This window comes from Aquibium pacificum (genome assembly GCF_040839445.1).
Classification (GTDB): Bacteria; Pseudomonadota; Alphaproteobacteria; order Rhizobiales; family Rhizobiaceae; genus Aquibium; species Aquibium pacificus.
Window position 1 is genome coordinate 250,658 of sequence record NZ_JBDPGJ010000005.1, and the last position, 23,305, is coordinate 273,962.

Below are 23,305 nucleotides of genomic sequence, written 5' to 3' on the forward strand. Positions count from 1 at the left end.
TTTTGCGCATTTTTCAGGGGCGGTCCTGGAGGATCATCGCGGCCCCTTTTTCCGCGATCATGATGGTCGGCGAGTTGGTGTTTCCCGACGTGATCGTCGGCATCACCGACGCGTCCACAACGCGCAAGGCGCGGACGCCGCGCACGCGCAGGCGCTCGTCGAGCACCGCGCGCTCGTCTCCGTCGATCCCCATCCGCGCCGTGCCGACCGGATGGAAGATCGTCGTGCCGAGATCGCCGGCCGAGACCAGCATCTCCTCGTCCGACTGGATGTGCGCGCCGGGCTTGTATTCCTCGGGATGATACGGCTCCAAGGCCTTCTGCGAGACGATCCGGCGCGCCCATTTGAGCGAATCGACCGCCACCCGCTTGTCCTCCTCGGTCGAGAGATAGTTCGGTTGGATGGCGGGAGCGTCCGCCGCCGCCGGTCCCGAAACGTGGATGGAGCCGCGGCTCGACGGCCGCAGATTGCACACGCTCGCCGTGAAGGCTGCGAAGGGATGGAGCCCCTGGCCCCAATTGTCGAGCGACAATGGCTGGAAGTGGAATTCGAGGTTGGCCGTCTCATATTCCGGCGAGGAACGCACGAAGGCACCGACCTGCGAGGGCGCCATGGTCAGCGGTCCGCGGCGCCGGAAGGCGTAGTCGAGGCCCATCAGCCCGCGCCGGAAGAGGTTGGCGTAGACGTCGTTCAGCGTCCGGATGCCGGTGACCTTGTAGATCGGCCGGATCTGTAAATGATCCTGCAGATTCTCGCCGACGCCGGGCGAATGCAGCACCGGCTCGATACCATGCCCCTTCAGCCGCTCGGCATCGCCGATGCCGGACCGTTCGAGGATGCCGGGCGAGGCCACGGCGCCGGCGGAGAGCACGATCTCGCCCTTCGCCTTCGCCCGGACCAGCCCTCCGTCCTTGCGGTAGAGGATCGCAACCGCCTTGCCGTCCTCGATCTCGACCTTCTCGACCAGCGCCGCGGTCTCGACCCGCAGGTTCGACCGCTTCAGCGCCGGCCGCAGGAAGCCGCGCGCCGCGCTCCAGCGCCGGCCGCGCTTCTGGTTCACCTGGAAATAGGACGAGCCGGTGTTGTCGCCCGCGTTGAAGTCATCGATCTTGACGATGCCGGCCTCCTCGGCCGCGTCGCGTACCCGGTCGAGGATGTCCCAGCGCAGCCGCGGATACTCCACGCGCCACTCGCCGCCCCGGCCGTGCAGCTCGTTCGGCGGCCGCTCGTGATCCTCGTGCTTCATGAACACCGGCAGCACGTCGTCCCAGCCCCAGCCGGTCAGCCCCATCTGGCGCCAGCCGTCATAGTCGCGCGCCTGCCCGCGCATGTAGATCATGGCGTTGATCGCCGAGGAGCCGCCCAGCACCTTGCCGCGCGGATAGGCGAGCTTGCGTCCGTTCAGCCCCGGCTCGGCCTGTGTCGTGAACAGCCAGTCCGCGCGCGGATTGCCGATGGCAAAGAGGTAGCCGACCGGTATGTGGAACCAGATCCAGTTGTCGCGCCCGCCGCCTTCGAGCAGCAGCACGCGGTTTTTCGGATCGGCCGACAGGCGGTTGGCGAGCACGCATCCGGCCGAGCCGGCTCCGGCGATGATGTAGTCGAACTCGCCCTCGAGCGTCTGGTCCACGGTCACCGTCAATGCCCCCCCGCAACGATACGATCAGGCATTCAACACCCGCACCGGCGATCCTGCCAACCAGGCCGCAATGTCCTCGACGGCGTCCGCATAGTAAATGGCGTAGGTCTCGGCCGTGACATAGCCCAGGTGCGGCGTGGCTACGACGTTCGCCATGCCGCGCAGCGGATGGCCGGCGGGCAGGGGCTCCTGGTCGAACGTATCGAGCCCGGCGCCGCCGAGTCGCCCGTCGCGCAGGGCAGCGACTAGCGCCGCCTCGTCGACCAGCGGGCCGCGCGAGGTGTTGACGATCACCGCGTCCCGCTTCATCGCGGCGAGTTCCCGCTCGCCGATGATCCCGCGCGTCTCGGCGTTGAGCGTCAGGTGGAGCGACACCGCGTCGGACCCGGCAAGGAGATCGCGCAGGGTCGCGGCGTATCCTATGCCGAGCGCCTCGCAGCGCTCCGGCGTCACGTTCTTAGACCAGCCGATCACGTTCATGCCGAAGGCCTGGCCGTAGCGCGCGACGCGCTGGCCGAGCTTGCCGATGCCGACGACGCCGAGCGTCTTGCCGTTGAGATCACGGCCGACGCTTAGCTGCCACTGGTCGCCGCCCGCATGGAAATTGGCGCTTTCCGCCGGGATGTTGCGCATCACGGACAGGAGCAGGCCGAAGGCGAGTTCCGCCGCCGGTCCCACCGATCCGCGCGTGCCGCAGACCATCACGCCGTGACGTTTCGCGGCATCCAGATCGATGGCCGCGTTCACCATTCCGGTGGTGATGAGCAGCTTCAGGTTCGGCAGACGCGAAAACAGGTCGTCGTCGAAGGCGGTCCGCTCCCGCATCGCGACGATCACCTCGAACTTCGCCAGCCGCTCCGCCAGTGCCGCCCGGTCGGCGATGTGGTCGGCGAAGCGCTCGATGGCGACGTTTCCGCTGATACGGTTCCAGTCGGCGGCCCCGCGGGCAGCGTCCTGGTAGTCGTCGAGAATCGCGCAACTGGTCTTGGTCATCGGGAACCTCAGGTGGAAGAATAGTCCGCCTTGCGCTTTTCCACGAACGCGGTCTGCGCCTCGCGCGTTGCCGCGCTGGTGGAGAGCGCATGCGTGATCGTCTGTTCGTAGCGGTAGGCGTCGCGCATGGGCATCTGCTCGACCGCCTGGAAGCCGCGCTTGATCTCCTTTACGACGTAGGGGCTCTTGGCCGCGATCTCGCGCGCGATCGTCATCGCCTCCTCCATCAGCTTGTCGGCCGGCACGCAGGCGCTGATGATTCCCAGCCGGGCGAGTTCCGCCGCCGAGATGCGCCGGCCGGTAAAGTAGAGCAGGCGTCCCCAGGAGCGGCCCATATGCTCCATCATCATCTTGCCACCGCCAGCCAGCCCCACGTCGATCTCGGGCATCGTGAACCAGGCGTCTTCCGACGCGATCATGATGTCGCTGTAGAGCATGGTCACGAAACCGGCGCCGATCGCCGGTCCGTTGACGGCGCAGATCACCGGCTTGCTGCAGTCGGAGATCGCATAGAAGCACTCGCGCGTCACGCGGTTGTGGCTGATGTAGTCGCCGGGCTGCTTCACCATCGTGCGCCGTTCCTTGATGTCGGCGCCGGCGCAGAAGGTCTTGCCATCGGCGGTCAGGACAACGACCCGCACGTCGTCGCGGTCGGACAGGGAATCGAACGTCCAGATGAGCTCTTCGCGCATGCGGCGGTTCTGTGCGTTGACGGGCGCGCGCGCGAGCGTAACGACGGCGATACCGTCCGTCACCTCGAGCCGGAGGGTCTCAAGTTCCATGGTGCTGTCCTTCTTCAGTGAGCGAGCGCGCCACCACCAAGGTAGCGGCGTGAAAGGGAATCGCGGTCAAGAAGTTTCTGGGATTCGCCTTCGCTGACGATGTGCCCGTTCTCCAGCACATATCCGTAGGCGGCGTGGCGAAGTGCCAGCGTGACGTTCTGCTCCACCACGAGGATGGACAGCTTGCGGTCGCGGCTGATCTTGTCGAGGATCGTAAAAATATCTGCCGCTATCTTCGGCGCGAGACCCAGCGAGGCCTCGTCGACCATCAGGAGTTCGGGCTGCGCGAACAGCGCGCGGCCGATTGCCAGCATCTGCTGCTCGCCGCCGGAGAGATATCCGGCCTGGGATTTCGCGCGCTCCTTGAGCGCCGGGAAATAGTGGAAGACCTCTTCGTAGACGCGGCGCGCCACCGCCGGTCCGCGCTTCCCGCGCGCGAAAAGCGACGCCTCGAGGTTCTCCTCGACCGTCATTGTTGGGAAGACGAAGCGTCCCTCGCGCACATGCAGGATGCCGCGCCGCGCGAGCTGGTAGGAGGGTATCGCGGCGATATCCTCGCCGCGATACTTGATCGTTCCCTGCGCGATCCGACCGTTCTCGAACCGCAGCAGGCCGGAGATCGCCTTCAGGGTCGTCGACTTGCCGGCGCCGTTGGCGCCGAGCAGGGCGACGAAGCCGCCGTCCGGGACGGTGATCGATACGCCGTCCAGCGCCTCGATCGCCTGCCCGTAAAGCACCTTCAGACCGGAAATCTCCAGTGCTGCAACCATTGGACTACTCGATCTTGCCCCAGGGGGTTTCTTCGGTGACGGTCAGCTTCCCGTCTTCGATATTGTAGCGATAGAGAACGCCGTAGGGGATGCGGTTCTTCTCGAACGCGATCGGCGTGCCGAAGACACCGTCGCCGTCGAAGTCCTTGATCGCGGCCATCTCGGCGATGAGGTTCGGACCGTTCAGTTCGACGCCCTTGTCGATGGCCGATCCGATCGCCTCGCGCAGGAGCAGCGCCGCGGCCCAGCTCTGCATGTAGCCGATGTTGGCGTAGCCGGTGTAGGGCTTGTCGGTCCAGGTCTTCAGGTACTCCTCGATGGTGTTGATCATCGGGGTGTCCGTCTGGTCGATCTGGAGATTGACCGTCACGGTGCCGAGATACCCGTTGGCGGCCTCACCCACGGTCGACACGACGTCCGGGTGCGACCCGAAGATGGTTCCCATCATCTGCGCCTCGACGCCGTAGTCGCGCAGGAGCTTGACGATTTCGGGCCAGACGTTCGCCGCGTAGCCGTGGAAGATCACGTAGTCGGGGTCGGCCTGCCGCACCTTGATCGCATGCGCGGTCACGTCGACCTCGACGAACTTCGTCTCCTGCTCGAGGACGATATCGATGCCCATCTCCTCGGCGTACTTGCGGGCGTTCTCGAGCGGGTCGCGGCCGAACTCGGAGGCCGAGTAAACGATCGCAACCTTGTTCCCGGCATCCTTGCTCTTGATGTAGTTGAAGAGCTGCTTGATCTGGTCGGAATAGTTCGAGCCGACGAGGAAGTGCAGCGGGTACTTGTCGGTCTGCACGAGGTCGGACGCCGCACCCGTCGAGGACATCAGCACCTTGTAGGTCTCGTTGTTCTCGGGCGAGATCGCACGCACGAAGGGCGTGCCGTCGCCGCCGGAGAACACGATGTCGCCGTCGGCGACCGCCTTCTTGAAGCCGGCGACGCCGAGTTCGACCTTGTACTCGTCGTCGTAGAACTCGATGTCGATCTTGCGGCCCTTGATGCCGCCGTCCTTGTTGATCCAGTCGACGGCGTGCTGCCAGCCGACCTGCTGCGCCTGGCCGGTCACCGCCAGCGGTCCGGTCAGCGGCAGCGGAACCCAGAACTTGAGGTCCTCTTCCTGTGCCTGGGCCATCCCGGCTGTGCCCGCGAGCATCGCCGCGCCCGCCAGGGCGAGGACCTGTCTTCTTATGAGTTTCATCATGTCATGCTCCTCCTGTTTCGTTGTCGTTTAGGGACTTCTAGTGCTCCTGCCGCGCCTCGACATTCTCGGAACGGCCGAGCGCGCGGTCGACGAAGCCCACAAGGCCGCGCGGCTCGAAGATGAGGAAAAGGACGATCAGCGATCCGAAGATGATCTCGCGCAACGGCGACAGGAGGCTGGCGAGGTCGGCGCCTTCGATGCTGACCAGCGCGATGATCTCGCGCAGGAATTCCGGCATCAGCGTCATGAACAGCGCGCCCAGGATCGAGCCGAGGATCGATCCGCGCCCGCCTACGACGACGGCCGCCAGGAAGAACACCGACGACACCAGCGTGAACTGGTCCGGGTTGACGATGCGCAGGAAGGCCGCCAGCAGCGCCCCGGCGATGCCGGCATAGGCGGCGCCGATGCCGAACGCGATGAGTTTGGTCGACACGACGTTGATGCCCAGCACCTGTGCGGCATAGTCCTTTTCGCGTACCGCGATGAAGGAGCGGCCGATGCGTGTGCGGAACAGGTTGCGCGCCGCAAGCGTCGCGATCAGCGCCACGAAGGCGACGACGTAGTAGAAGCCCGTGTCGCCGAAGCCGAAGACGTCGATCTTGGGCAGCGACAGGCCGCGGTCGCCGCCAGTCACCGACGTCCACTGCTGGAACACGAAATAGAGGGAATACTGCGCCGCCAGCGTCGCGATGGCCAGGTAGACGCCCTTGATGCGCAGGGCGGGGATGCCGAACACCAGCCCGATCGCGAATGCTGCCACTGCTCCGATGACCAGATTGACCGCCAGCGGTGTCCCCAGGTGCAGCCACATCAGCGCGCTGGCATAGGCGCCGACCCCCAGGAAGGCGGAATGCCCGATCGACAGCAGCCCGGCATAGCCGACCGTGATGTTCAGGCCCACCGTCGCGATGACGTTGATGGAGATGAGACACGCCATGTAGACGGCATAGATCGAACCCCAGACCGGCACCGAGATCATGACGAGCACGAGCAGGATCCACGAGATCGTCTCGATGCGCGGGTCGAGCGGCTTCGTGCCGGAAGCGGCCGCGGGGAGGGACTGGGACGGCGCGGTCATATGCGTTCCACCCTCTGCTCGCCGAACAATCCGTACGGCTTCACGATCATGACGACGAGCACCACGAGATAGGGAATGAAGCTCTGCCAGGCGGCGCCGAGATAGGCGCCGACGATCGTCTCCATCCAGCCGACGAAAAGGCCAGCGATGATGACGCCGCCGATGCTCGTCATGCCCGCCAGCATGACGACGGCCAGCACGTTGAGCGCGACGAGGCCGAGCTGCGGCGTGACGCCGTTGACCGAGGCCGTGATGATGCCCGAGGCAGCCGTCAGCAGACCCGCCAGAGCCCAGGCGAGTAGAAACACCGCGCGGATGTTGATGCCCAGACTTTCCGCCGTGATCTGGTCGGTCGAGGTGGCGCGGATCGCCGTGCCGGCGCGCGAGAACTTGTAGTAGATCATGAACAGGGCCGCGATCACGCCCGCGGTGACGAAGCCCCAGGCAAGCTTGCCTGGCACGAGGATGTCGCCGAGGAAGATCGGCTTGCGCGGCAGGGTCTCGGGGAGTTGTCGAACGTTCGGACCCCAGATGAGCCCGGCGAAGCCGCGCAGGATCGATCCCACGCCGAACGTCACCATGACCAGCACGATGTGCGGCCGTCCGATCAGTGGCCGCAACATCACCCGCTCGATGACGATGGCAAGCAGGGCGGCCGACGTGAGGCCCATGCCCAGGCCGACGATCCAGCCGAACCCGAGCTGCGTGTCGAAGAGATAGAAGAAATAGGTGCCGAGCATCATCATCTCGCCGGTGGCGAAGTTGAAGATGTTCGTCGCCTTGTAGACAATGACGAAGGAGAGCGCCGCCAGCACGTAGATGCCGCCGGACGCCAGTCCGATGAGGCTGAATTCGAGGAAGAGGGCCATCGCTCTCTACGCCTCCGCCCCGAGATAGGCTTCGATGACGGCCGGGTTGGCCTGCACGTCAGCAGGGGCGCCGGCTGCGATCACCTCGCCGAAGTTCAGCACCACCACCTGGTCGGACATGCCCATGATGGATTCCATGTCGTGGTCAATGAGCAATACCGTTACGCCGCGCTCGTCGACCACCTTGCGGATCTGTGCCGCCATGGTGGCCTTCTCGGTGGTCGGCAGTCCCGCGAAGGGCTCGTCCAGCATCAGGAGACGCGGCCCGGAGATTAGGGCGCGCGCCAGCTCGATGCGCTTCTGCGTCCCGTAGGGCAGGCCGGAGACCGAGCTGTCCCGGCTATCCTGAAGCCCGAGCAATTCGATGACGGTTTTGTCCATCCGTTCTTCCAGCTCGCGCTCCTCCTTCGCGGCGGGTCCCAAGTATAGCCCGGCCGCGAACAGGCTGGTGCGCAGCTGGGCATGCGCGCCGAGCTTGATGTTCTCGGCCACCGTCATTCCCGGAAACAGCGCGATGTTCTGGAAGGTGCGCGAGATGCCGTTGGCGGAGCGCGTGTGAGCCGGCTGGGACAGCAGGTCGGTTCCGGCGAATGTGACGCTACCGGAATTCGCCTTGTAGAATCCGGAGATGACGTTGAAGAGCGTGGTCTTGCCGGCGCCGTTCGGGCCGATCACCGCGGTGATCTTCCGCTCGGGTACGCTGAGGGACACGTCGGAGAGCGCCCGGATCCCGCCGAACGTCACATCGACACCGCTCACCACCAGAATGTCGGAAGTCATTCCACCCTGTCTGCCTGTCGCCCGGCCTGCGCCGCGATTCAATCGGCTGGGCCGATCGATATCGAGTTTGACGATGCCGGCATCCTCCCTTAGGTCGTCGCCGACCCGATCGACGTCGACATTATCGAAGGCGGAGAATGCGGATAACCGGCAGGTCTGCAAACCATCGTTGCAAAATTTGCAAACTGCGACCCGAATACGGGCGTTATATTGCCAGCATATGCAAAAGGAGGATGCATGCTAGAGATCGGCGATTTCAAGATTTCGCGTGTCGAAGAGGTGGTGCTGGACGAGCCGGTCGATCTCTTCGCCGGACTGGACGAGAACATCATCGCGCAGAACCGCGGGTGGATGGAACCGCACTATTACAACGCCGAGCGCAACGTCCTCCAATCGATGATCCATGTGTGGATTCTGCGCCGCGGCGACCGCACGATCATCATCGACACCGGCGGCGGCGACGATCGCGACCGGCCGCTGTCGCCCCGCTTCCACATGCAGAAGCGCCATCTGGATCGCGGCCTAGTCGCGGCCGGCGTCGATCCCGAATCGGTCGACACCGTCTTCCTGACGCATCTCCACGTGGACCACGTCGGCTGGAACACGAAGCGCGAGGGCGATCGGTGGGTGCCGATGTTCCCGAATGCGCGCTACAAAATGTCGGCGAAGGAACTGGAGGCCCGCGATCCCGAGCGCGGTGCCGCGTCCAGGCCGCCGGCCTCGTGGAACACCTACCTCGATACGGTGAAGCCCGTGCTCGACGCCGGACTGGTCGACGTGGTGGAAGGCACCGAAAGTCTGGGCGAGGGGCTCGACATGGTTCCCATCCCCGGCCACGCACCCGGCATGACCGGCCTGCGCGTCCGGTCGAAGGGGCAGGAAGCCTTCTTCATCACCGATGTGATGCACCAGCCGATCCAGATCCTGTATCCGGAGTGGAACAGCAAGTACTGCGAAAACCAGGACATGGCGCGCGAGACCCGCGCCAAGGTCCTGAAGCACGCGGCAGACGAAGGCGCGCTGCTGCTGCCCTCGCATTTCGGGCGCCCCTTCGGCGGCTACGTGCGCCGCGACGGCGGCGGCTATCGCTTCGAACCCGCTCCGGACGTGATGTGATGGCGAAACTGGTCGAACTGAGGGTCGAGACGCACGGACGTCCCGACGCCCCCGCGCTCCTTCTGGTCCACGCGCTGGGAACCGACGGCCGCTTCTGGGACGAGGCGGTGGCGGACCTTGCGAAGGACTTCCGCTGCATCGTGCCCGACCTGCAGGCATCGGGCCGCACGCCAAATCCGCCCGAGCCGGTGACGGCGCAGCAGCATGCGGCCGATCTGATCGCATTGCTGGACAGGCTCGGCGTCAGCCGTGCGATCTTCGCTGGCTGCGCGATCGGCGGTATGGTGGCCGCCGTCGCGGCCGCCGCGGCTCCCGACCGCTGCGCCGGTCTGATCATGACCAATCCGGGCGTGCGGAATGCCGACGCGGTCAAGGAGATGCTGCGCGCTCGCGTCGGCGAGGTTCGGGCAAAAGGCATGCAGGTCCTGCTGCCGGCCGCCGCCGAACGGACCTTCCAGGGCATGGCGCACGACGAGCGCTTCGAGCGCTACCTCGAACGCTACGCCTCACAGGATCCGGAGGCCTATGCGCTGTCGGTGCTCGGCTTCCTCGACATCGACATCAGGCCGATCCTTCCCAACATCTCCTGCCCGGTCCTGCTCATCCCGGGCGGCCAGGACGTGCTGATGCCAGCCGACAGCGCGGAAGTGATCTCCTCGCTCGTGCCCCAGGCCGAGGTGGTGCGCTTCGAGGACGTCGCGCATTTCATCCCGTTCCAGGCGCCGGAGCGCTTCGTCGCCGAACTGCGGCGGTTCGCGGCGAAATTGGTGGCTTGAGCACGGCGGTTGAACCGTCCCCTGGCGCAATCTCTTCGGCGTCCGCCTGGGCAGTCGTTTTGGCTATTCCGGTACGCTTGGCTATGCCGGTACGTATGTCAGCTTGATCACGTCAGGGCCGATGCGATCGCTCGACGTGAGGCGTAATCGGGGTCGTGCCTTGGCGAAAAACGGCGTTCCGCCGCCGAGCACGACGGGATGGATGTACACGCGATACTCGTCTACCAGGCCGAGTTCGGTCAGGCTTCCCGCCAACTCCGGTCCGGAAACCTCCATCTCTCCATCGAGTTGACGTTTCAACCCGCGGATCGTCGCTGCGATATCATCCGCGACAAGGGTGGCGTTCGGACCGACCGATTTCAGTGAACGCGACACGACCCACTTCGGCTGGTCGCGCCAGACCCTCGCATAGTCGCGTTCTGCGTCGTTCCACTCCGGACGATCTTCGTCCCAATACCGCATCACCTCGTACATGCGCCGTCCGTACACGGTGCCCGCCATGCTGCGCACGTCCTCGATGAAATGACGAAAAAGCACGGGATCGGGTGCGAAGGCCATATGGTCGACGTAGCCGTCCAGCGACATGTTCAATGCGTATACGAGCTTCGCCACAGGGGATTTTCTCCTCGCCGTCTCCCTGAAGTCTTCGAGGGTAGGTGGAAACGCCCCGGGCGACAATCGGGCACCTGCCCGCGGTCAACTCCGCGGGCAACGATCAACAGGCCTCTGGGCTAGAGGTTCGCCAGTTCCCGCTTGAAGACTTGCGCGAGGAAATCGACGAAAAGCCGCAGCTTGAAGGATGTCTGGCGACTGGCCGGAAACACCGCGTAGACGCCGTTCTCGAAGTCCACGTGGCTGACCTTGTAGCCGGGCAGCAGGCGCACGAGCTGGCCATCGGCGAGTTCGCGGTGCACCGCCCAGTCCGGAAGCAGCGCGATGCCGACGTCGGCCTTGGCCAGTACCACCAGCGCGTAGCCGAAATCCGTCTGCACGGAGCCGCGCACCGGTACCTCGTCGATGCGCTTTTCGGCGTCCATGAAGCGCCAGACCGTCGTGCCGAGGTTGATCCGGTAGGTCAGGCAATTGTGGTCGCGCAGGTCCTGCGGCGAGTAGATCGGAGGCCGATCCTTGAGATAGGCCCGGGTGGCGACCGCGACCCGTTCGCTGCCGGTGAGCTTTCGGGCGATCAGCGAGGAATCCTCGAGTTTGCCGATGCGGATGTCGACGTCGACGCCCTGGTCCATCACCGGGGCGATGTTGTTGGATAAAACGATGTCGATCCGGATGTCGGGATACTGCGCCATGAATTCATGCAGATGAGGCAGGATGATCAGCTGTCCCACGAGCATGCGCGTATGCACGCGCAGCACCCCCTCCGGCTTGGTCTGGAGCTGGGTGACGCTGCGGTTGGCCTCCGCCAGCTGCTGCAGGATCTGCTCGACCTGCGCATAGTAGAGTTCGCCTGCCTCCGTCAGTGCCAGGGCGCGGCTCGAGCGCTTCAGGAGCTGCGTGCCGAGTTGCTCCTCGAGCGAGGTGATATGGCGCGAGATCGAGGCCGGGGAACTCCCGAGCAGCCGCCCCGCGCCCGAGAGACTGCCCTGCTGGACAGCGCTGACGAAGGACCGCAAGGTCTGTACCCATTCCATTTCAGCCGTCCGAAGCCTGCATTCCGTTTGAGGTCAGCTACAATATCCCGGTTATCTTTTCAATTTCCGAAAAGATAGCCTGTGCCCACTGTGCGTTCAGGCGTTGTTGGCAGCGTGTTAGGTCTGCGTGCGCAAGCCGCCGGGGAGCGGCGGCGAGGTGGAGGACACGAGTATGGCGACAGGCGGCGTTGTGAGCGATCTCGACAAGGGCGACGTGCTCGGTCCGGTCGAATACACGCTGAGCCCATTCGTGGTGCGCGAGTACTCGCATGCGGTCGAGATGCACCACCCCTGCTTCCAGGGGCGCGAGGGCGATCTCGTCATGCCGCCCACGCTGATCCACCTCGACAAGCTGCGCCTCTATAAGCACGCCTGTCCGGGCGGAACGGGTCCCAGCGCCCGCATCCATTTCGAATACAACGTGGAGGTGTTCGAGCCGGTCCGCGTCGGTGACCGCCTGAGCGTGCGCGGCGAGATCACGGACCGCTACCAGAAGAACGGCCGCGACTACGTGGTGCTCCAGATGGAACTGACCAACGTTGCGACCGGCCGTCTCGTGGTGCGCTACGTCGATCGGGTGATTCTGGCCTATCGCTCCGCCGAAAAAGCCGCGTGAGGAGAACCGAGATGCACGCCGAAAAGCTCGAGCCGGGTTCGGAGTTCTCGCTGCCGCCGCGTCCGATGACGCGCGAGCGCATGCGCTGGTACGTCGATGCGCAGCCTACCATCGCCGCAGACGACGGCAGGATCCACACCCAGGAACCCACCATCCACGACGACGACGAGTATGCGCGCAAGCAGGGGCTGCCGGGCATCATCGCCGACGGGATGATATCCACCAACTGGATCCTTGGCCTTTTGATCGACGTCTACGGCCCAGACGTGGCGGGCCGCTGCAAGCTGCGGACGAAGTACGTCGCGCCGATCTACGAGGACCAGATCGTCGTCACGCGCGCCCGCGTCACCGCGGTGGAGCCGTCGGGCGAGGGGAAGGCCTGCCGACTGGACGTCTGGTGCGAGGACGACGCCGGAACCAAGCTGACGACTGGCGAAGCCACGGTGTTCGTCTGATGCCGCGCACCGGCACGAGCGAATGACGACTGCCGCCGGGAATGTCAAATGAGTGAGGTTCTTCAGGGTATCCGCGTCCTCGACCTGTCGCGCATTTTCGCGGGACCGGATTCGGCCCAGATGCTGGGCGATCTGGGCGCGGACGTGATCAAGGTCGAAAGTCCCAAGGGCGGTGACGAATGCCGCTATCTGGGCGTGACCAAGGAGGAACTCGAAAAGATCGGCGCGCCGAGCCCGTCCTTCCGCTCCTTCAACCGCAACAAGCGCTCGATCGTTCTCGATCTGGCGACCGACACCGGGCGCGACGCGGTGCGACGCCTGATGCTGCGGTCGGACGTCGTGCTGAACAACTTTCGGCCGGGCACCATGGAGCGCTGGGGCATCGGCTACGACGATCTCTGCGCCGAGCATCCCGGAATGATCTATTGCGACTTCCACGCCTACGGGCCGGTCGGGCCGCTCGCCGACATCGGCGCCAACGATCTCGCGCTGCAGGCGCATTCCGGCCTGATGAGCATCACCGGCGAGGAGGGCGGGCCACCGGCGCGGGCAGGCAGCGCCATCGTCGACCTGCACGCGAGCCTCGCGATCGTCAGCGGCGTGCTCGCCGCGCTGTTCCACCGCGAGCGCACGGGTGAGGGGCAGCGGCTCGACACGTCCCTGCTGCTCTCATCCGCGCATCTGATGAGCTATTTCTACCAGGACTACTGGCTGACCGGAAACGAGCACAAGCGAATGGGCACCGCCAATCATCTGAGCGTGCCCAACCAGGCCTTCCCCGCCAATGACGGTTACGTCGTCATCATCGCCCCGTCCGACGAGATGTGGCGGCGGCTCGCCGCCGCGCTCGATCCCGAGACGCTCGGCGTGGAGGCCTTCAGGACGGCCTCGGAACGGCTGCGCCTGCGCAAGGACGTGGTCGAAGCGATATCGGCCGTTACGCGCCGCCTCGGCAAGCACGAGATCCACGACAAGCTGAGCCGTGCGAAGGTGAACGTGTCGATCGTCAACGGCATCGCCGAGGCAACCGAGCATCCGCAACTCGAGGCCGTAGGAGGCATCTTCCACCACGGCGACGGGGAGCGCTATGTCGGGACGCCGTTCCGGCTGCATAAATCGCCAGGCCGGATGAGCCGCGGCTATCCCGGGCTGGGCGAGCACTCGGCCGAGATACTTTCGGAAGCGGGCTTCTCCGAGGCGGAGATCGAGGAACTGTCGGGAGTGCGGAAATGAACGCAGCCGCGGGTGGGGCGTCGGGTCTCGACGCCATGATGCGCGCGCGCAGCGTCGCCGTGATCGGGGCCTCCTCGGACGCGGTGAAGATCGGCGGCAAGCCGGTTGCGCTGATGAAGGAGCATTTCCAGGGCTCCATCGTGCCAATCAACCCGAACCGGCCCGAGATCCTCGGATTGAAGGCCGCGAAGAGCATTTCCGACCTCGATGAGATGCCGGACCTCGCCGTCGTGGCGGTCGGAGCCAAGCTCGCGGAAGGCGCCATCGAGGAATGCCTTCAGGCGGGTGTGCGCTCGATCGTACTCTTCAGCGCCGGCTTCGGCGAGATCGACGAGGCCGGGCGCGAGGCACAGGAGCGCATCGCCGCTACGTGCCGCGCCGCCGGCGCGCGGCTGCTCGGCCCCAACAGCCTCGGCCTCATCAACTTTCACACCGGTCTCTACGCCACGTTCTCGGCCGCGCTCGACAACGTCTGGCCGCGCAAGGGCACGGTCGGCATCGCCAGCCAGAGCGGCGCGGTCGGCACCTACATCATGGCGCTCGCGGCGGAGGCCGGTATCGGCTTCAGCCACTTCATCGCCACCGGCAACGAGGCCGACGTGGACGTCGCCGACTGCATCGAATGGCTGGCGGGCGACGCCGACACCCGCGTCATCGTCGCCTACATGGAAGGCTGCCGCGACGGCGAGCGCCTGAAGCGCGCGCTGGAGGCAGCAAGGCTTGCGCGCAAGCCGGTCATCGCCATCAAGCCCGGTTCCAGCGAGCAGGGGCTGGCCGCCGTCAAGTCGCACACCGGGTCGCTCGCCGGATCGAAGCAGGTGTTCGATGCGGTGCTCGCCGCATACGGCGCCTGGTCGGCCCACACCATCGAGGAGGCAGTCGACATCGCGCTCGCGGCCAGTACGGGAAAGCTGCCGGCCGGTGAAGACGCGATCATCATCACCCCGTCGGGCGGTGTCGGCATCATGATGGCCGACGCCTGCGCCGAGGCGAACATCGCTCTGCCGCCGCTCGACACAACCGCTGCCGAAGAGATCAGGGCGCTGCTGCCGCTCGCCAGCACCGGCAATCCGGTCGACACGACCGCGCAGGTCTCCAACGATATCCGCCTCTACGGCCAGGTGATCGACATCGTTGCCACCCGCGCCGACGTGCCGATCCTCTTCATCTTCATGGCCCACATGGGCAAGACGCCCTCGGTCACCGACGTGCTCAAACCCATGCTGCGCGAGGTGGCGAAAAACCATCCCGACCGCGTCATGGCGATCGTCACCCGTGCGGCGGCCGATTTCCGCGCCGAAATGACCGATGCGGGCTTCATCGTGTTCGAGGATCCGAACCGGGCAGTCACAGCGGTCTCTGCCCTGACGCATTTCGCCCGCCACTTCGCCCGACCCGCGCGTCACCAGGACGCGGGTTCCGCCACGGACCAGGCCACCCTCGCAAAGGCCGCGGCCGATCCCGCCTCCGGCGCTGCGCTTCTCGCCGCGCTCGGCATCCCGGATCTCCCGTCGAGGCTCGCCGAAACCGTCGAGGCGGCGGTCGCGTGTGCCGGGGAAATCGGCTGGCCTGTCGTCCTCAAGATTTCCTCGCCCGACATCCAGCACAAGACCGAGGTCGGCGGCGTCGTCCTTTCGATCCGCGACGAAGCTGCGCTCCGGGACGCCTGGGCGCGCATGATGGCCGACGTGCGCCGCCATGCGCCGGACGCGCGGATATCGGGCGCGACGATCGCGCCGATGCTGACCGGCGGCATCGAGACGATCGTCGGCTCGCAGAACGATCCGGACTTCGGCCCCGTCGTCATGTTCGGCCTCGGCGGCACGATGGCCGAGGCGCTCAAGGACGTCGTCTTCGCACCGGCCCCGGTCGATACCGAACAGGCGCAAGAGATGATCGGCGCGATCCGGGGCAGCGCCCTGTTCGATGGCTGGCGCGGCGCTCCGCCCGCCGACCGCGAGGCGTTGGCGCAGGCGATCGTGGCGGTCTCACGCTTCGCCGCCGCCAACCGCGATACGGTGGAAAGCCTGGAGGTCAACCCTTTCGTGGCGCTTCCCAAGGGCGGCACGTCTCTCGATATGCTGCTTCAACTGCGCACCCCCGGCTAAGCCCATGGTCGACGTCTCCTTCACCCCCGAGCAGAACGCCTTCCGGATGCGCCTGCGCGGCTGGCTGGCGGAAAACCTTCCGCCCGACTGGGGCGGGCCGCGCTTCATGGGGCCGGACGACGATGCCGAGAACGCCCCCTTCCAGACCGACTGGGAGCGCCGGCTCTACGCCGCGGGCTACCAGGGCATCCACTGGCCGAAGGCCTATGGCGGTCAGGGCCTGACGCTCGTCGAACACCTCATCGCATCGGAGGAACTCGGCCGCGTCTCGGCGCCGGAAGGCATCAACACGCTCGGCAAGGAACTCGTCGGCCCGATCGTTCTCGCGCTCGGCACGGAGGAGCAGAAGAAGACCGTCATCCCGCGCATGCTACGGCTGGACGACATCTGGTGCCAAGGCTTTTCCGAGCCCGACGCCGGCTCCGACCTCGCGGGCCTCCGGACGCGCGCCGTGCGCGACGGAGACCACTGGGTCGTCAACGGCCAGAAGCTGTGGACCAGCTTCGCGCATCACGCCAACAAGTGCATCCTGCTCGCCCGCACCGATCCGGATGCGCCCAAGCACAAGGGGCTGACGCTCTTCCTCCTCGACATGAAGACACCGGGCGTGACCGTGCGCCCGCTGCGCCAGATCACCGGGCGCAGCGAGTTCAACGAGGTCTTCTTCGACAATGTGCGCATCCCGCTCGACGCGCATCTGGGCGCCGTCAACGAAGGCTGGAACGCGGCCGTGGGCGTGCTCGGCTTCGAGAGGGCAACGGCGCGATTCTACCGCCAGTCGCGCTTCACCGCAGAATTCCTCCAGCTGATCGCCAGCCTGAAGCGCCGGTCGGACAAGGCGGCCGACCCCTGGTTCCGCCAGCGCGCAGGGGCGCTGCTTGCCGAACTCAGGATGCACCGGCTCATGAACCTCAAGGTCGCAAGCCGCGTCGTCAACGGCTGCGAGATCGGCTCGGAAGCGAGCGTGGTGAAGCTGTTCTGGAGCGAGATGCACCAGCGTATCATGGATTTCGCGTCAGAGATCTTCGCAGAGGATTTCGTGCTCGACCTGCCGGAAGCCGAGCGGTTCCGCTTCCTCTATATGCACATCCGCGCCGAGACGATCTACGCCGGCACCTCCGAGGTCCAGCGCAACATCATCGGCGAGCGCATGCTCGGGCTGGGGAGGTGACGATGCACTTCGACTTCTCCTTCGAGCAACGCACACTCGCCGAAAGCGTCGCCAAGATCCTCAAATCCTTTCCGCCGGTAACCCAGGCCGCGCCGTATCCCTATGATGCCGGCCAACCAATGAAGGCGCTCGCCGCGCTCGGCCTGTTCGGGGAGGGCGAGGAGGGTTCGCCGCTGGGACATACTGACGCCGTCGCGGTTGCGATGGAGGCAGGCCGGACCATCGTCGCCGCCCCCGTGGTGGAGGCGCTCGCGGTCGCCGTCGCCCTTTCTGGCAGTCGTCCCGACATCGCGTCGCGCCTCGCCGCCGGCGAGGTCCCCGGCGTGGCGGTGAGTGGTGGCATCGAGAGGATCGGCGGAGAACTTTCCGGCGAGGCGATCGTCCCGCACGGGGCTGCCGCTGGCTTCCTGCTCCTTCCCGTCGCGGGGGAGGGCGCGCGCGACTGGATCCTGGTCGAACCGGGCGATGTCGAGGCCGCTCCCGTGGAGACGACGGACATCACGTCGGGCGCCGCCCGGCTGAAAATCTCCGGACTGCCTGCCCCGGCAGCAGGCAATGGAGCGGACGGCATGGACCGTGCGCTGCGTCTCTTCGCGCTGGCCGAGATCGTCGGCGCGGCCGATGCCTGCCTGGAACGCACCGTCGCCTACATCTCCGAGCGCAAGCAGTTCGGAAAGCCGATCGGCTCGAACCAGGCGGTCAAGCACATGGCCGCCGACTGCGCGGTGTCGCTCGAAGCCATGAAGGCCGCGGTCGAATATGCCGGCTGGGCGCTCGACGAGGCGCAGGAGGACACCGCGGCGGCGGAAGAGGCCTCGCTGGCGCTCCTGTCGGCCGCCTCCTACGTGGGCGAGCACGGCCGCCGCGTCGCCGAGCGCTGCGTCCAGATGCATGGCGGCATCGCCTTCACCTGGGATTACGGCCTGCACCTGCCGCTGCGGCGCATTCTCTTCCGTACCGCGACGCTGGCGCGGATGAGGGACGGACGCGAAGGGCTCGCCGCCCATCTTCTCGACTGAGGGAGGTCAGACCATGGACGTATCCGAAAAGGCAGCCTTGAAGGAGAGGATCATTGCCGCGCGCGGCTACTGGGCGCGCTTCCACGACGTGCTGCTCGAGCGCGCGCCGCAATTCCTCGAAGCCTATATAGCCTTCCAGTCCGGCCCGACCCATTCGGGCGTGTTGCCGAAAAAGCTCTGCGAGTTCGTGTATATCGCCATCGACCTGTCGGTGAACCACATGTACGAGCGCGGCGGCCGCCGACACATGGAATACGCGCTGAAAGCCGGGGCGACGCCGGAGGAGATCCTCCAGGTCATCCTGCTCACCACGGTGCTCGCCGCCCGCCAGCCGATCGATCTCGGCCTGAAGGTGCTGGCCGAGGAGACGGGCGGCACGGATGGTGATCGGATGGACCAGATCGATCCCGATCTCGCGAAGACCTATCGCGGCTACGCGGACGCCGCAGCCTCCGGGCCGCTGTCGGCCAAAGACCGCGAACTCGTCTCGCTCGCGGTCTGCGCCGCGCCCACCGCGCTCTATGAGGACGGGGTGCGCCAGCATATCCGCGCAGCACTCGCCGAGGGCGCGACCCAGCGCGAAATCTACGCGATCCTGCAGCTGTCGGCCGCTCTTTCCGTCCACACCTGCACCATCGGCATTCCCGGTTTCGCGGACGTGCTCGACGGCAAGTTCGTCGAATAGGAGAAGATCATGGCCGTTGTGAACTTCGCCGAGATCAATGGCGCGGCCTGCCGCTACGCCCTCGATGGAGAGGGCGCCCGCACGCTGGTGCTGGTGCACGAACTCGGTGGCAGCCTCGATAGCTGGGGCGGCATGATCCCGCTGCTGCCCGCCGGCTGGCGCATCGTCCGCCACGACCTGCGCGGCGCCGGCATGTCCGAGAAGCGACGCGGCACCAACGATCTCGACGCGCTTGCCGACGACGTCGCCGCTCTGCTCGACCATCTCGGCATCGGCGGCGAAGTCACGATTGCGGGCGCCGCGATGGGCGCCGCCGTCGCCGTGCGCTTCGCGACGCGGCATTCGACGCGCGTCGAACGGCTGGTGCTCATCGGGCCCGCGCTGGGCGTTCCGGCCGAAAGGCGCGAGGCGGCGCGGGCGCTCACCGACCGCATCGAGGTCGATGGTATGCGCGCCTTGGCCGAGACCGTGCTGCCGCGCGCCTTCCCGGAAGACCTCTGGTCCTCGCCCGATGCCAAGTCGCTGGCCATCGCGCGCTGGCTCGGCGCCGATCCGGAAGGCTATGCCGCCAACTACCGCATCCTCGTCGACCAGGATTTGCGCCCCGAACTCGCCGGTATTGCCTGTCCGACGCTGGTGCTCGCCGGCCGCCACGATCCCTTCGGCCCGCCCGAAGCCGTCGACGCGGGAACCGCCGCGCTGCGAGATCGCACGTTCGCGGCGCTAGAAGGCGGCCATTTCATGTGCATCCAGTCGCCGGGGCTGGTCGCCGAAGCGATCTCGAAGTTTCTCGCCGACTGAAACCGGCGGCCAGTCAGCGTTCGTTGATGGTCGGCGGCGGGCGCGAGAAGACCTCGCCCAGCGCTGTATAGAGGCTTCCGCCTAGGCGTCCGACGGGATCGAGCAGTTCCGGTCTCACGCGCCCGTCGCGCCAGACTTCGGGGGCGATGTGGAGATGCACGATCTCGCCGATCACCAGCATCGACTGGCCAACCGGCACGAACTGCCGGCTCACGCATTCGAAATGCGCCTTCGCGGCGGCCACGCGCGGCGGCTTCACCCGGACCGACGGCGCGGTCTTGAGCCCCGTCAGTTCGAACTCGTCGGTCTGCGGCCGCACCGCCGCCGAGGATTCCACCAGCTGGTCGAGAATGGCGCGATGGGCGATGTTGACGACGAATTCGCCGGTCTCGCGGCAGTTCGCCAGCGTGTCCTTCGTCGTCGGCGAGATGCTGAACAGCACGTGCGGCGGATCGTTCGCCGCGACGTTGAAGAAGGAGAAGGGCGAGAGGTTCGCCACGCCGTCCGCTGCCAGGGTGGAGATCCATCCGATCGGGCGCGGCACCACGAGCCCGGTCAGGATGAAGTTGATGTCGGTCGGCGCCCAGATCTTGGGGTCGACTTCCAGATGCTGGTCCAGGTCCTGCGGCGGTTTTTCGGTCAACGATAATGCTCCGGGACGTCGTTGCGGCTGCCGGTCTTCGACCGGACGCGCGCGTGGGTCAACCTGTTGCCGGTGAAAGCGTGTTTTTCGCCTCGTGCGGGTGATCTCCACCGCGCGCGGTGCTTGAGTGGCGGCACGTCCAGAAACTTACACCCGAAGCGGAGGGCCGGACATGGCCGAGATCCTGTATTCGAAACTGTCGCCCTATGCTGCCAAGGCGCGAATGGCGGTCCTTCACGTCGGCTTCCCCGCGACGTCGCGCGCCATCGACGCCTTTCAGCCGACTTCGGAATTCCTCGAGGCGAACCCGCTCGGCAAGGTGCCGGTCTTCCTGCTGGACGACGGCCGCACCCTCCACGACAGCCGGGTCATCATGCGCTTCCTCGACATGTGGTCCCGCGGAAAACTCTATCCCGCGGATCCGGATCGGCTGATCGAGGTGGCCCAATTCGAATCGCTCTGTGACGGCGTCTGCGACTGCCTCCAGGCGATCATGTTCGAGAAGCGCTACCGTCCGGAAGACAAGATGTTCCAGGGCTGGATCGACCGCCAGTGGGAAAAGGCGACGCGCACGCTCGATCGGCTGGAAACGGAAGTCCCCGACCTCGCACCCGACGCCGCTACCCTCGCCCTGCGCGGCATGCTCGGCTACCTGTCGATTCGCTTTGAGGGTGAGTGGGAAGAGTCACACCCCGCCCTGGCGACGTGGACCGACCGGTTCGACCGGGCCAACCCGGAAGTCTCGACGGCGGCGCCGGGCATGGGGTGAGATGACGAGAACCGGGCGTAGGATCCGGACGGCCCCGATCTGCGTCGAACCCGGCGAATAGCTCGCATACAGCAGCCGACCCCCGATTTCTGCCCCCCTTGACGCAGCCGTCGGTATGGACGGTCCCGGTGTGCCGAGGATCTCGGTCAGTTCGCAAGCAGAGAGCACCACGAATGTGAGGACGACCGTACCGCGGCCCACAGGGGGCCGACTGGGGGCCCGCAACCCTGGCACGCTGTCACCTCCGGGAAATTTGTCCTCATCGGCATCCAGACCTGACGGACGATGGGAACGGCCCTGGGTCAGACCACCTCGAAGACGTCGACGCGACCAGAACGTCCGCGTATCGCGACCACTCCCATAGGGCGGAGGTGGACCGACGGGTCGACTGCAAGCGCCGTGGCCGCGCTGGCTGCGATCTCGATGCCGAGTTCCTTCGCCGTGCCGACCAGCCGGCTCGCAAGGTTTACCGTATCGCCGATCGCCGTGTAGCTCAGGCGTTCCGCGGAGCCGACGTTCCCCACCAGCGCGGTCCCGGTGTTGATCCCAATCCGGACGCGCGGCGTGGCAGACCCGGGATCGCGCCGCGGCATCCGGTCGCGAATGCTCGCAGCCGCCCGGCAGGCGCGCATCGCGTGGTCGTGAACCGGGTTCGGCGCGTTCCAGATCGCCATGACGGCATCGCCGATGAACTTGTCGACAGTGCCGCCCTCCCGATGAACCGCCTCGACCGCGATGGTCAGGAATTCGGTTAGGAACGGCTCGACGTCCGGTCCCAGCCGCTCGGTCAGTTCGGTGAAATTCGGCATGTCGGCGAACATCACCGTCACCTCGCGCAGTGTCCCGCCGGGCCGGGGGTCGATGCCGCCCTCCACGAGCGGCCTGACGATGTCGAGCGGCATGTAGCGAGCGAACGCGGCCAGCCCGCCCGCCATGTTCCTGAGCGCGATCGAGAAGTCGTTGAGCTCGGCCAGAAGCGTCGGCCGATGTTCGATTGCCGAGAGCGCGAAGCGCTCGACCTTCTGCAGTTCCCCCGCGAGTCGCGCCACCGGCCAGGTGAGGAACACCGTCGCAAACAGCACCGCGCTTCCGGCCGCCAGCGCCACGAGGACGAGCACGACGATCGTGATGCGCCGGCTGTTGCGATCGATCTCGGCCGTGTAGCGCGAGCGTGGCGTGACGGTGACAACCCGCCAGCCGTCGAAGGGAAGTGCTGCCACGGAGACGTGGACCGGTCCGGCTGCGCCGGCATTGACGACGGTGCGGATCGCACTGTCGGAACTGTGCGACAGCACGCCATCGGCCGCATGCGCCAAGGCGTCTTCGGCGGGAAAATCGGCGAGCCGTGCGGCCAGCGAGCGCTCGGATTCCGAGGAAGCGAGCACTGTCCCGTCCCCGCCGAGAACGTGGATCTCGCCCATGCCGGTGACGTTCAATCTTGCAAGGACACCGGACAGCCGATCGAGGGGGATCGCGACCATGACCACGCCTGCGAATTCGCCGCGGACTTCCACGCGTTTCGCGGCGACGATGGAGGGCTCGAAGCCGGCCGCGAGGACGTCGGCCATGGTCCAGATCGGCTGATCGGTCGCAGAGCCCTTCCGGTACCACGGCGAGCCCGCCGGAACGTAGGTGGCAGCGCCCTTCTGCCGTTCGAGAAAGAAAATGTCGCCCGGTAACGGACGATAGACGTCGCGCCGCAGCGGCCGCCCTCCGTCTGGGCCGGCAGCGCCGATCTCGATCATCTCGATGTTGCCGTCCGATCGTGCATGCGCGCCGAAGAAGCGGCCGTCGGGAAAGCCGAATCCGATCCAGCCGAACAGAGGGTGTGACCGCAGAAGCGGAAGAAACAGGAATTCGCGCTTGGCTTCGTCATCGGCCGTGATCGTCCGCTGGAACAGCACCGATCTGACGATTTCCGCCGAGGCTTCGGCGGCGGCGAAGCTGCTCTCGAGTTCGCGCCGCACAGCGTCCACGCTGGATGATTCCAGCGCCGCGACCACGCCGTCGACGTTCCGGTCTGCGGTCCCGCGCCACAGGAACTGGACGGTGAAGGCCGTCGACAGGATCGCGAGCAGGAGCAGCGCTGTGAGGGCATGCCCGAGCCGCACCCGCGGCATGCGGAAGGCATGGGGACGGCGCGGCATCC

General features: G+C 66.2%; 23 protein-coding genes. 11 read left to right on the forward strand and 12 right to left on the reverse strand.

All coding sequences use genetic code 11. The annotated features are described in order from the left end of the window. Positions 1 to 13: 13 nt before the first annotated feature. The 8 genes from ABGN05_RS21615 to ABGN05_RS21650 are packed head-to-tail and all read right to left on the reverse strand — an operon-like array spanning position 14 to position 8,118. Positions 14 to 1,642 carry a GMC family oxidoreductase gene (locus ABGN05_RS21615; protein WP_373695973.1) on the reverse strand — a complete coding sequence of 543 codons (1,629 nt, stop codon included), beginning with the start codon at positions 1,640 to 1,642 and terminating at the stop codon, positions 14 to 16. A 21-nt stretch (positions 1,643 to 1,663) separates the two neighbouring features. Further along, complete coding sequence (locus tag ABGN05_RS21620; protein ID WP_367956124.1) at positions 1,664 to 2,632, reverse strand: D-2-hydroxyacid dehydrogenase family protein; 969 nt, start codon at positions 2,630 to 2,632, stop codon at positions 1,664 to 1,666. Between the two features lie 8 nt (positions 2,633 to 2,640). Further along, positions 2,641 to 3,414, reverse strand: coding sequence for an enoyl-CoA hydratase/isomerase family protein (locus ABGN05_RS21625; RefSeq protein WP_367956125.1), 774 nt, complete (start codon positions 3,412 to 3,414; stop codon positions 2,641 to 2,643). A gap of 14 nt (positions 3,415 to 3,428) precedes the next feature. After that, a complete protein-coding gene (locus ABGN05_RS21630) occupies positions 3,429 to 4,184 on the reverse strand; it encodes an ABC transporter ATP-binding protein (RefSeq protein WP_367956126.1) in 756 nt (251 codons plus the stop codon). A 4-nt stretch (positions 4,185 to 4,188) separates the two neighbouring features. After that, positions 4,189 to 5,388 carry an ABC transporter substrate-binding protein gene (locus ABGN05_RS21635; protein ID WP_367956127.1) on the reverse strand — a complete coding sequence of 400 codons (1,200 nt, stop codon included), beginning with the start codon at positions 5,386 to 5,388 and terminating at the stop codon, positions 4,189 to 4,191. Between the two features lie 37 nt (positions 5,389 to 5,425). Continuing rightward, a complete protein-coding gene (locus ABGN05_RS21640) occupies positions 5,426 to 6,469 on the reverse strand; it encodes a branched-chain amino acid ABC transporter permease (protein ID WP_367956128.1) in 1,044 nt (347 codons plus the stop codon). Continuing rightward, on the reverse strand, positions 6,466 to 7,338 hold the full coding sequence (locus ABGN05_RS21645; RefSeq protein ID WP_367956129.1) for a branched-chain amino acid ABC transporter permease: 873 nt from the start codon (positions 7,336 to 7,338) through the stop codon (positions 6,466 to 6,468). Before ABGN05_RS21645 ends, ABGN05_RS21640 begins: the two co-directional genes overlap by 4 nt. A 6-nt stretch (positions 7,339 to 7,344) precedes the next feature. Continuing rightward, the gene (locus tag ABGN05_RS21650) at positions 7,345 to 8,118 is read right to left on the reverse strand and encodes an ABC transporter ATP-binding protein (RefSeq protein WP_367956130.1); all 774 of its coding nucleotides are present in this window, start codon (positions 8,116 to 8,118) and stop codon (positions 7,345 to 7,347) included. Positions 8,119 to 8,355: 237 nt separating this feature from the next. Here ABGN05_RS21650 and ABGN05_RS21655 point away from each other — a divergent pair, with 237 nt between their 5' ends. Both ABGN05_RS21655 and ABGN05_RS21660 read left to right on the forward strand, forming a co-directional pair. Further along, positions 8,356 to 9,234 carry an MBL fold metallo-hydrolase gene (locus ABGN05_RS21655; protein WP_367956131.1) on the forward strand — a complete coding sequence of 293 codons (879 nt, stop codon included), beginning with the start codon at positions 8,356 to 8,358 and terminating at the stop codon, positions 9,232 to 9,234. Beyond that, positions 9,234 to 10,010, forward strand: a complete 777-nt coding sequence (locus ABGN05_RS21660; protein ID WP_367956132.1) for an alpha/beta fold hydrolase — start codon at positions 9,234 to 9,236, stop codon at positions 10,008 to 10,010. The genes ABGN05_RS21655 and ABGN05_RS21660 overlap by 1 nt, the downstream gene beginning before the upstream one ends. Positions 10,011 to 10,091: 81 nt before the next feature. Here ABGN05_RS21660 and ABGN05_RS21665 read toward each other — a convergent pair whose 3' ends face one another. Together ABGN05_RS21665 and ABGN05_RS21670 are read right to left on the reverse strand one after the other, a co-directional pair. Next, positions 10,092 to 10,622 carry a dihydrofolate reductase family protein gene (locus ABGN05_RS21665; protein ID WP_367956133.1) on the reverse strand — a complete coding sequence of 177 codons (531 nt, stop codon included), beginning with the start codon at positions 10,620 to 10,622 and terminating at the stop codon, positions 10,092 to 10,094. 119 nt (positions 10,623 to 10,741) lie between these two features. Beyond that, positions 10,742 to 11,656, reverse strand: a complete 915-nt coding sequence (locus ABGN05_RS21670) for a LysR family transcriptional regulator (protein ID WP_367956134.1) — start codon at positions 11,654 to 11,656, stop codon at positions 10,742 to 10,744. A 172-nt stretch (positions 11,657 to 11,828) separates the two neighbouring features. Between ABGN05_RS21670 and ABGN05_RS21675 the strand changes: the two genes are divergently transcribed. From ABGN05_RS21675 to ABGN05_RS21710, 8 genes are read left to right on the forward strand one after another with little or no spacing between them, the layout of a single operon-like run. Beyond that, complete coding sequence (locus tag ABGN05_RS21675; RefSeq protein WP_367956135.1) at positions 11,829 to 12,272, forward strand: FAS1-like dehydratase domain-containing protein; 444 nt, start codon at positions 11,829 to 11,831, stop codon at positions 12,270 to 12,272. An 11-nt stretch (positions 12,273 to 12,283) separates the two neighbouring features. Then, positions 12,284 to 12,727 carry a MaoC family dehydratase gene (locus ABGN05_RS21680; RefSeq protein WP_367956136.1) on the forward strand — a complete coding sequence of 148 codons (444 nt, stop codon included), beginning with the start codon at positions 12,284 to 12,286 and terminating at the stop codon, positions 12,725 to 12,727. Between the two features lie 48 nt (positions 12,728 to 12,775). Continuing rightward, positions 12,776 to 13,960, forward strand: coding sequence for a CaiB/BaiF CoA transferase family protein (locus ABGN05_RS21685; protein ID WP_367956137.1), 1,185 nt, complete (start codon positions 12,776 to 12,778; stop codon positions 13,958 to 13,960). Next, positions 13,957 to 16,068 (forward strand): acetate--CoA ligase family protein, encoded by a 2,112-nt coding sequence (locus ABGN05_RS21690; protein ID WP_367956138.1) that lies wholly within the window; start codon positions 13,957 to 13,959, stop codon positions 16,066 to 16,068. Before ABGN05_RS21685 ends, ABGN05_RS21690 begins: the two co-directional genes overlap by 4 nt. A gap of 4 nt (positions 16,069 to 16,072) precedes the next feature. After that, entirely contained in the window at positions 16,073 to 17,239 is a 1,167-nt protein-coding gene (locus ABGN05_RS21695; RefSeq protein ID WP_367956139.1) for an acyl-CoA dehydrogenase family protein, read from the forward strand. Between the two features lie 2 nt (positions 17,240 to 17,241). Beyond that, positions 17,242 to 18,258 carry an acyl-CoA dehydrogenase family protein gene (locus ABGN05_RS21700; RefSeq protein WP_367956140.1) on the forward strand — a complete coding sequence of 339 codons (1,017 nt, stop codon included), beginning with the start codon at positions 17,242 to 17,244 and terminating at the stop codon, positions 18,256 to 18,258. A gap of 13 nt (positions 18,259 to 18,271) precedes the next feature. Next, positions 18,272 to 18,943 (forward strand): carboxymuconolactone decarboxylase family protein, encoded by a 672-nt coding sequence (locus ABGN05_RS21705; protein WP_367956141.1) that lies wholly within the window; start codon positions 18,272 to 18,274, stop codon positions 18,941 to 18,943. A gap of 9 nt (positions 18,944 to 18,952) precedes the next feature. Next, entirely contained in the window at positions 18,953 to 19,744 is a 792-nt protein-coding gene (locus ABGN05_RS21710) for an alpha/beta fold hydrolase (protein ID WP_367956142.1), read from the forward strand. A gap of 13 nt (positions 19,745 to 19,757) precedes the next feature. On the opposite strand, the gene ABGN05_RS21715 is transcribed toward ABGN05_RS21710, so the two are convergent. Beyond that, positions 19,758 to 20,387 (reverse strand): flavin reductase family protein, encoded by a 630-nt coding sequence (locus tag ABGN05_RS21715; RefSeq protein ID WP_367956143.1) that lies wholly within the window; start codon positions 20,385 to 20,387, stop codon positions 19,758 to 19,760. A gap of 172 nt (positions 20,388 to 20,559) precedes the next feature. On the opposite strand from ABGN05_RS21715, the gene ABGN05_RS21720 reads away from it, so the two are divergent. After that, the gene (locus tag ABGN05_RS21720; protein WP_367956144.1) at positions 20,560 to 21,156 is read left to right on the forward strand and encodes a glutathione S-transferase family protein; all 597 of its coding nucleotides are present in this window, start codon (positions 20,560 to 20,562) and stop codon (positions 21,154 to 21,156) included. A 302-nt stretch (positions 21,157 to 21,458) separates the two neighbouring features. On the opposite strand, the gene ABGN05_RS21725 is transcribed toward ABGN05_RS21720, so the two are convergent. Further along, entirely contained in the window at positions 21,459 to 23,303 is a 1,845-nt protein-coding gene (locus ABGN05_RS21725; protein ID WP_373695974.1) for an adenylate/guanylate cyclase domain-containing protein, read from the reverse strand. Positions 23,304 to 23,305: the final 2 nt, after the last annotated feature.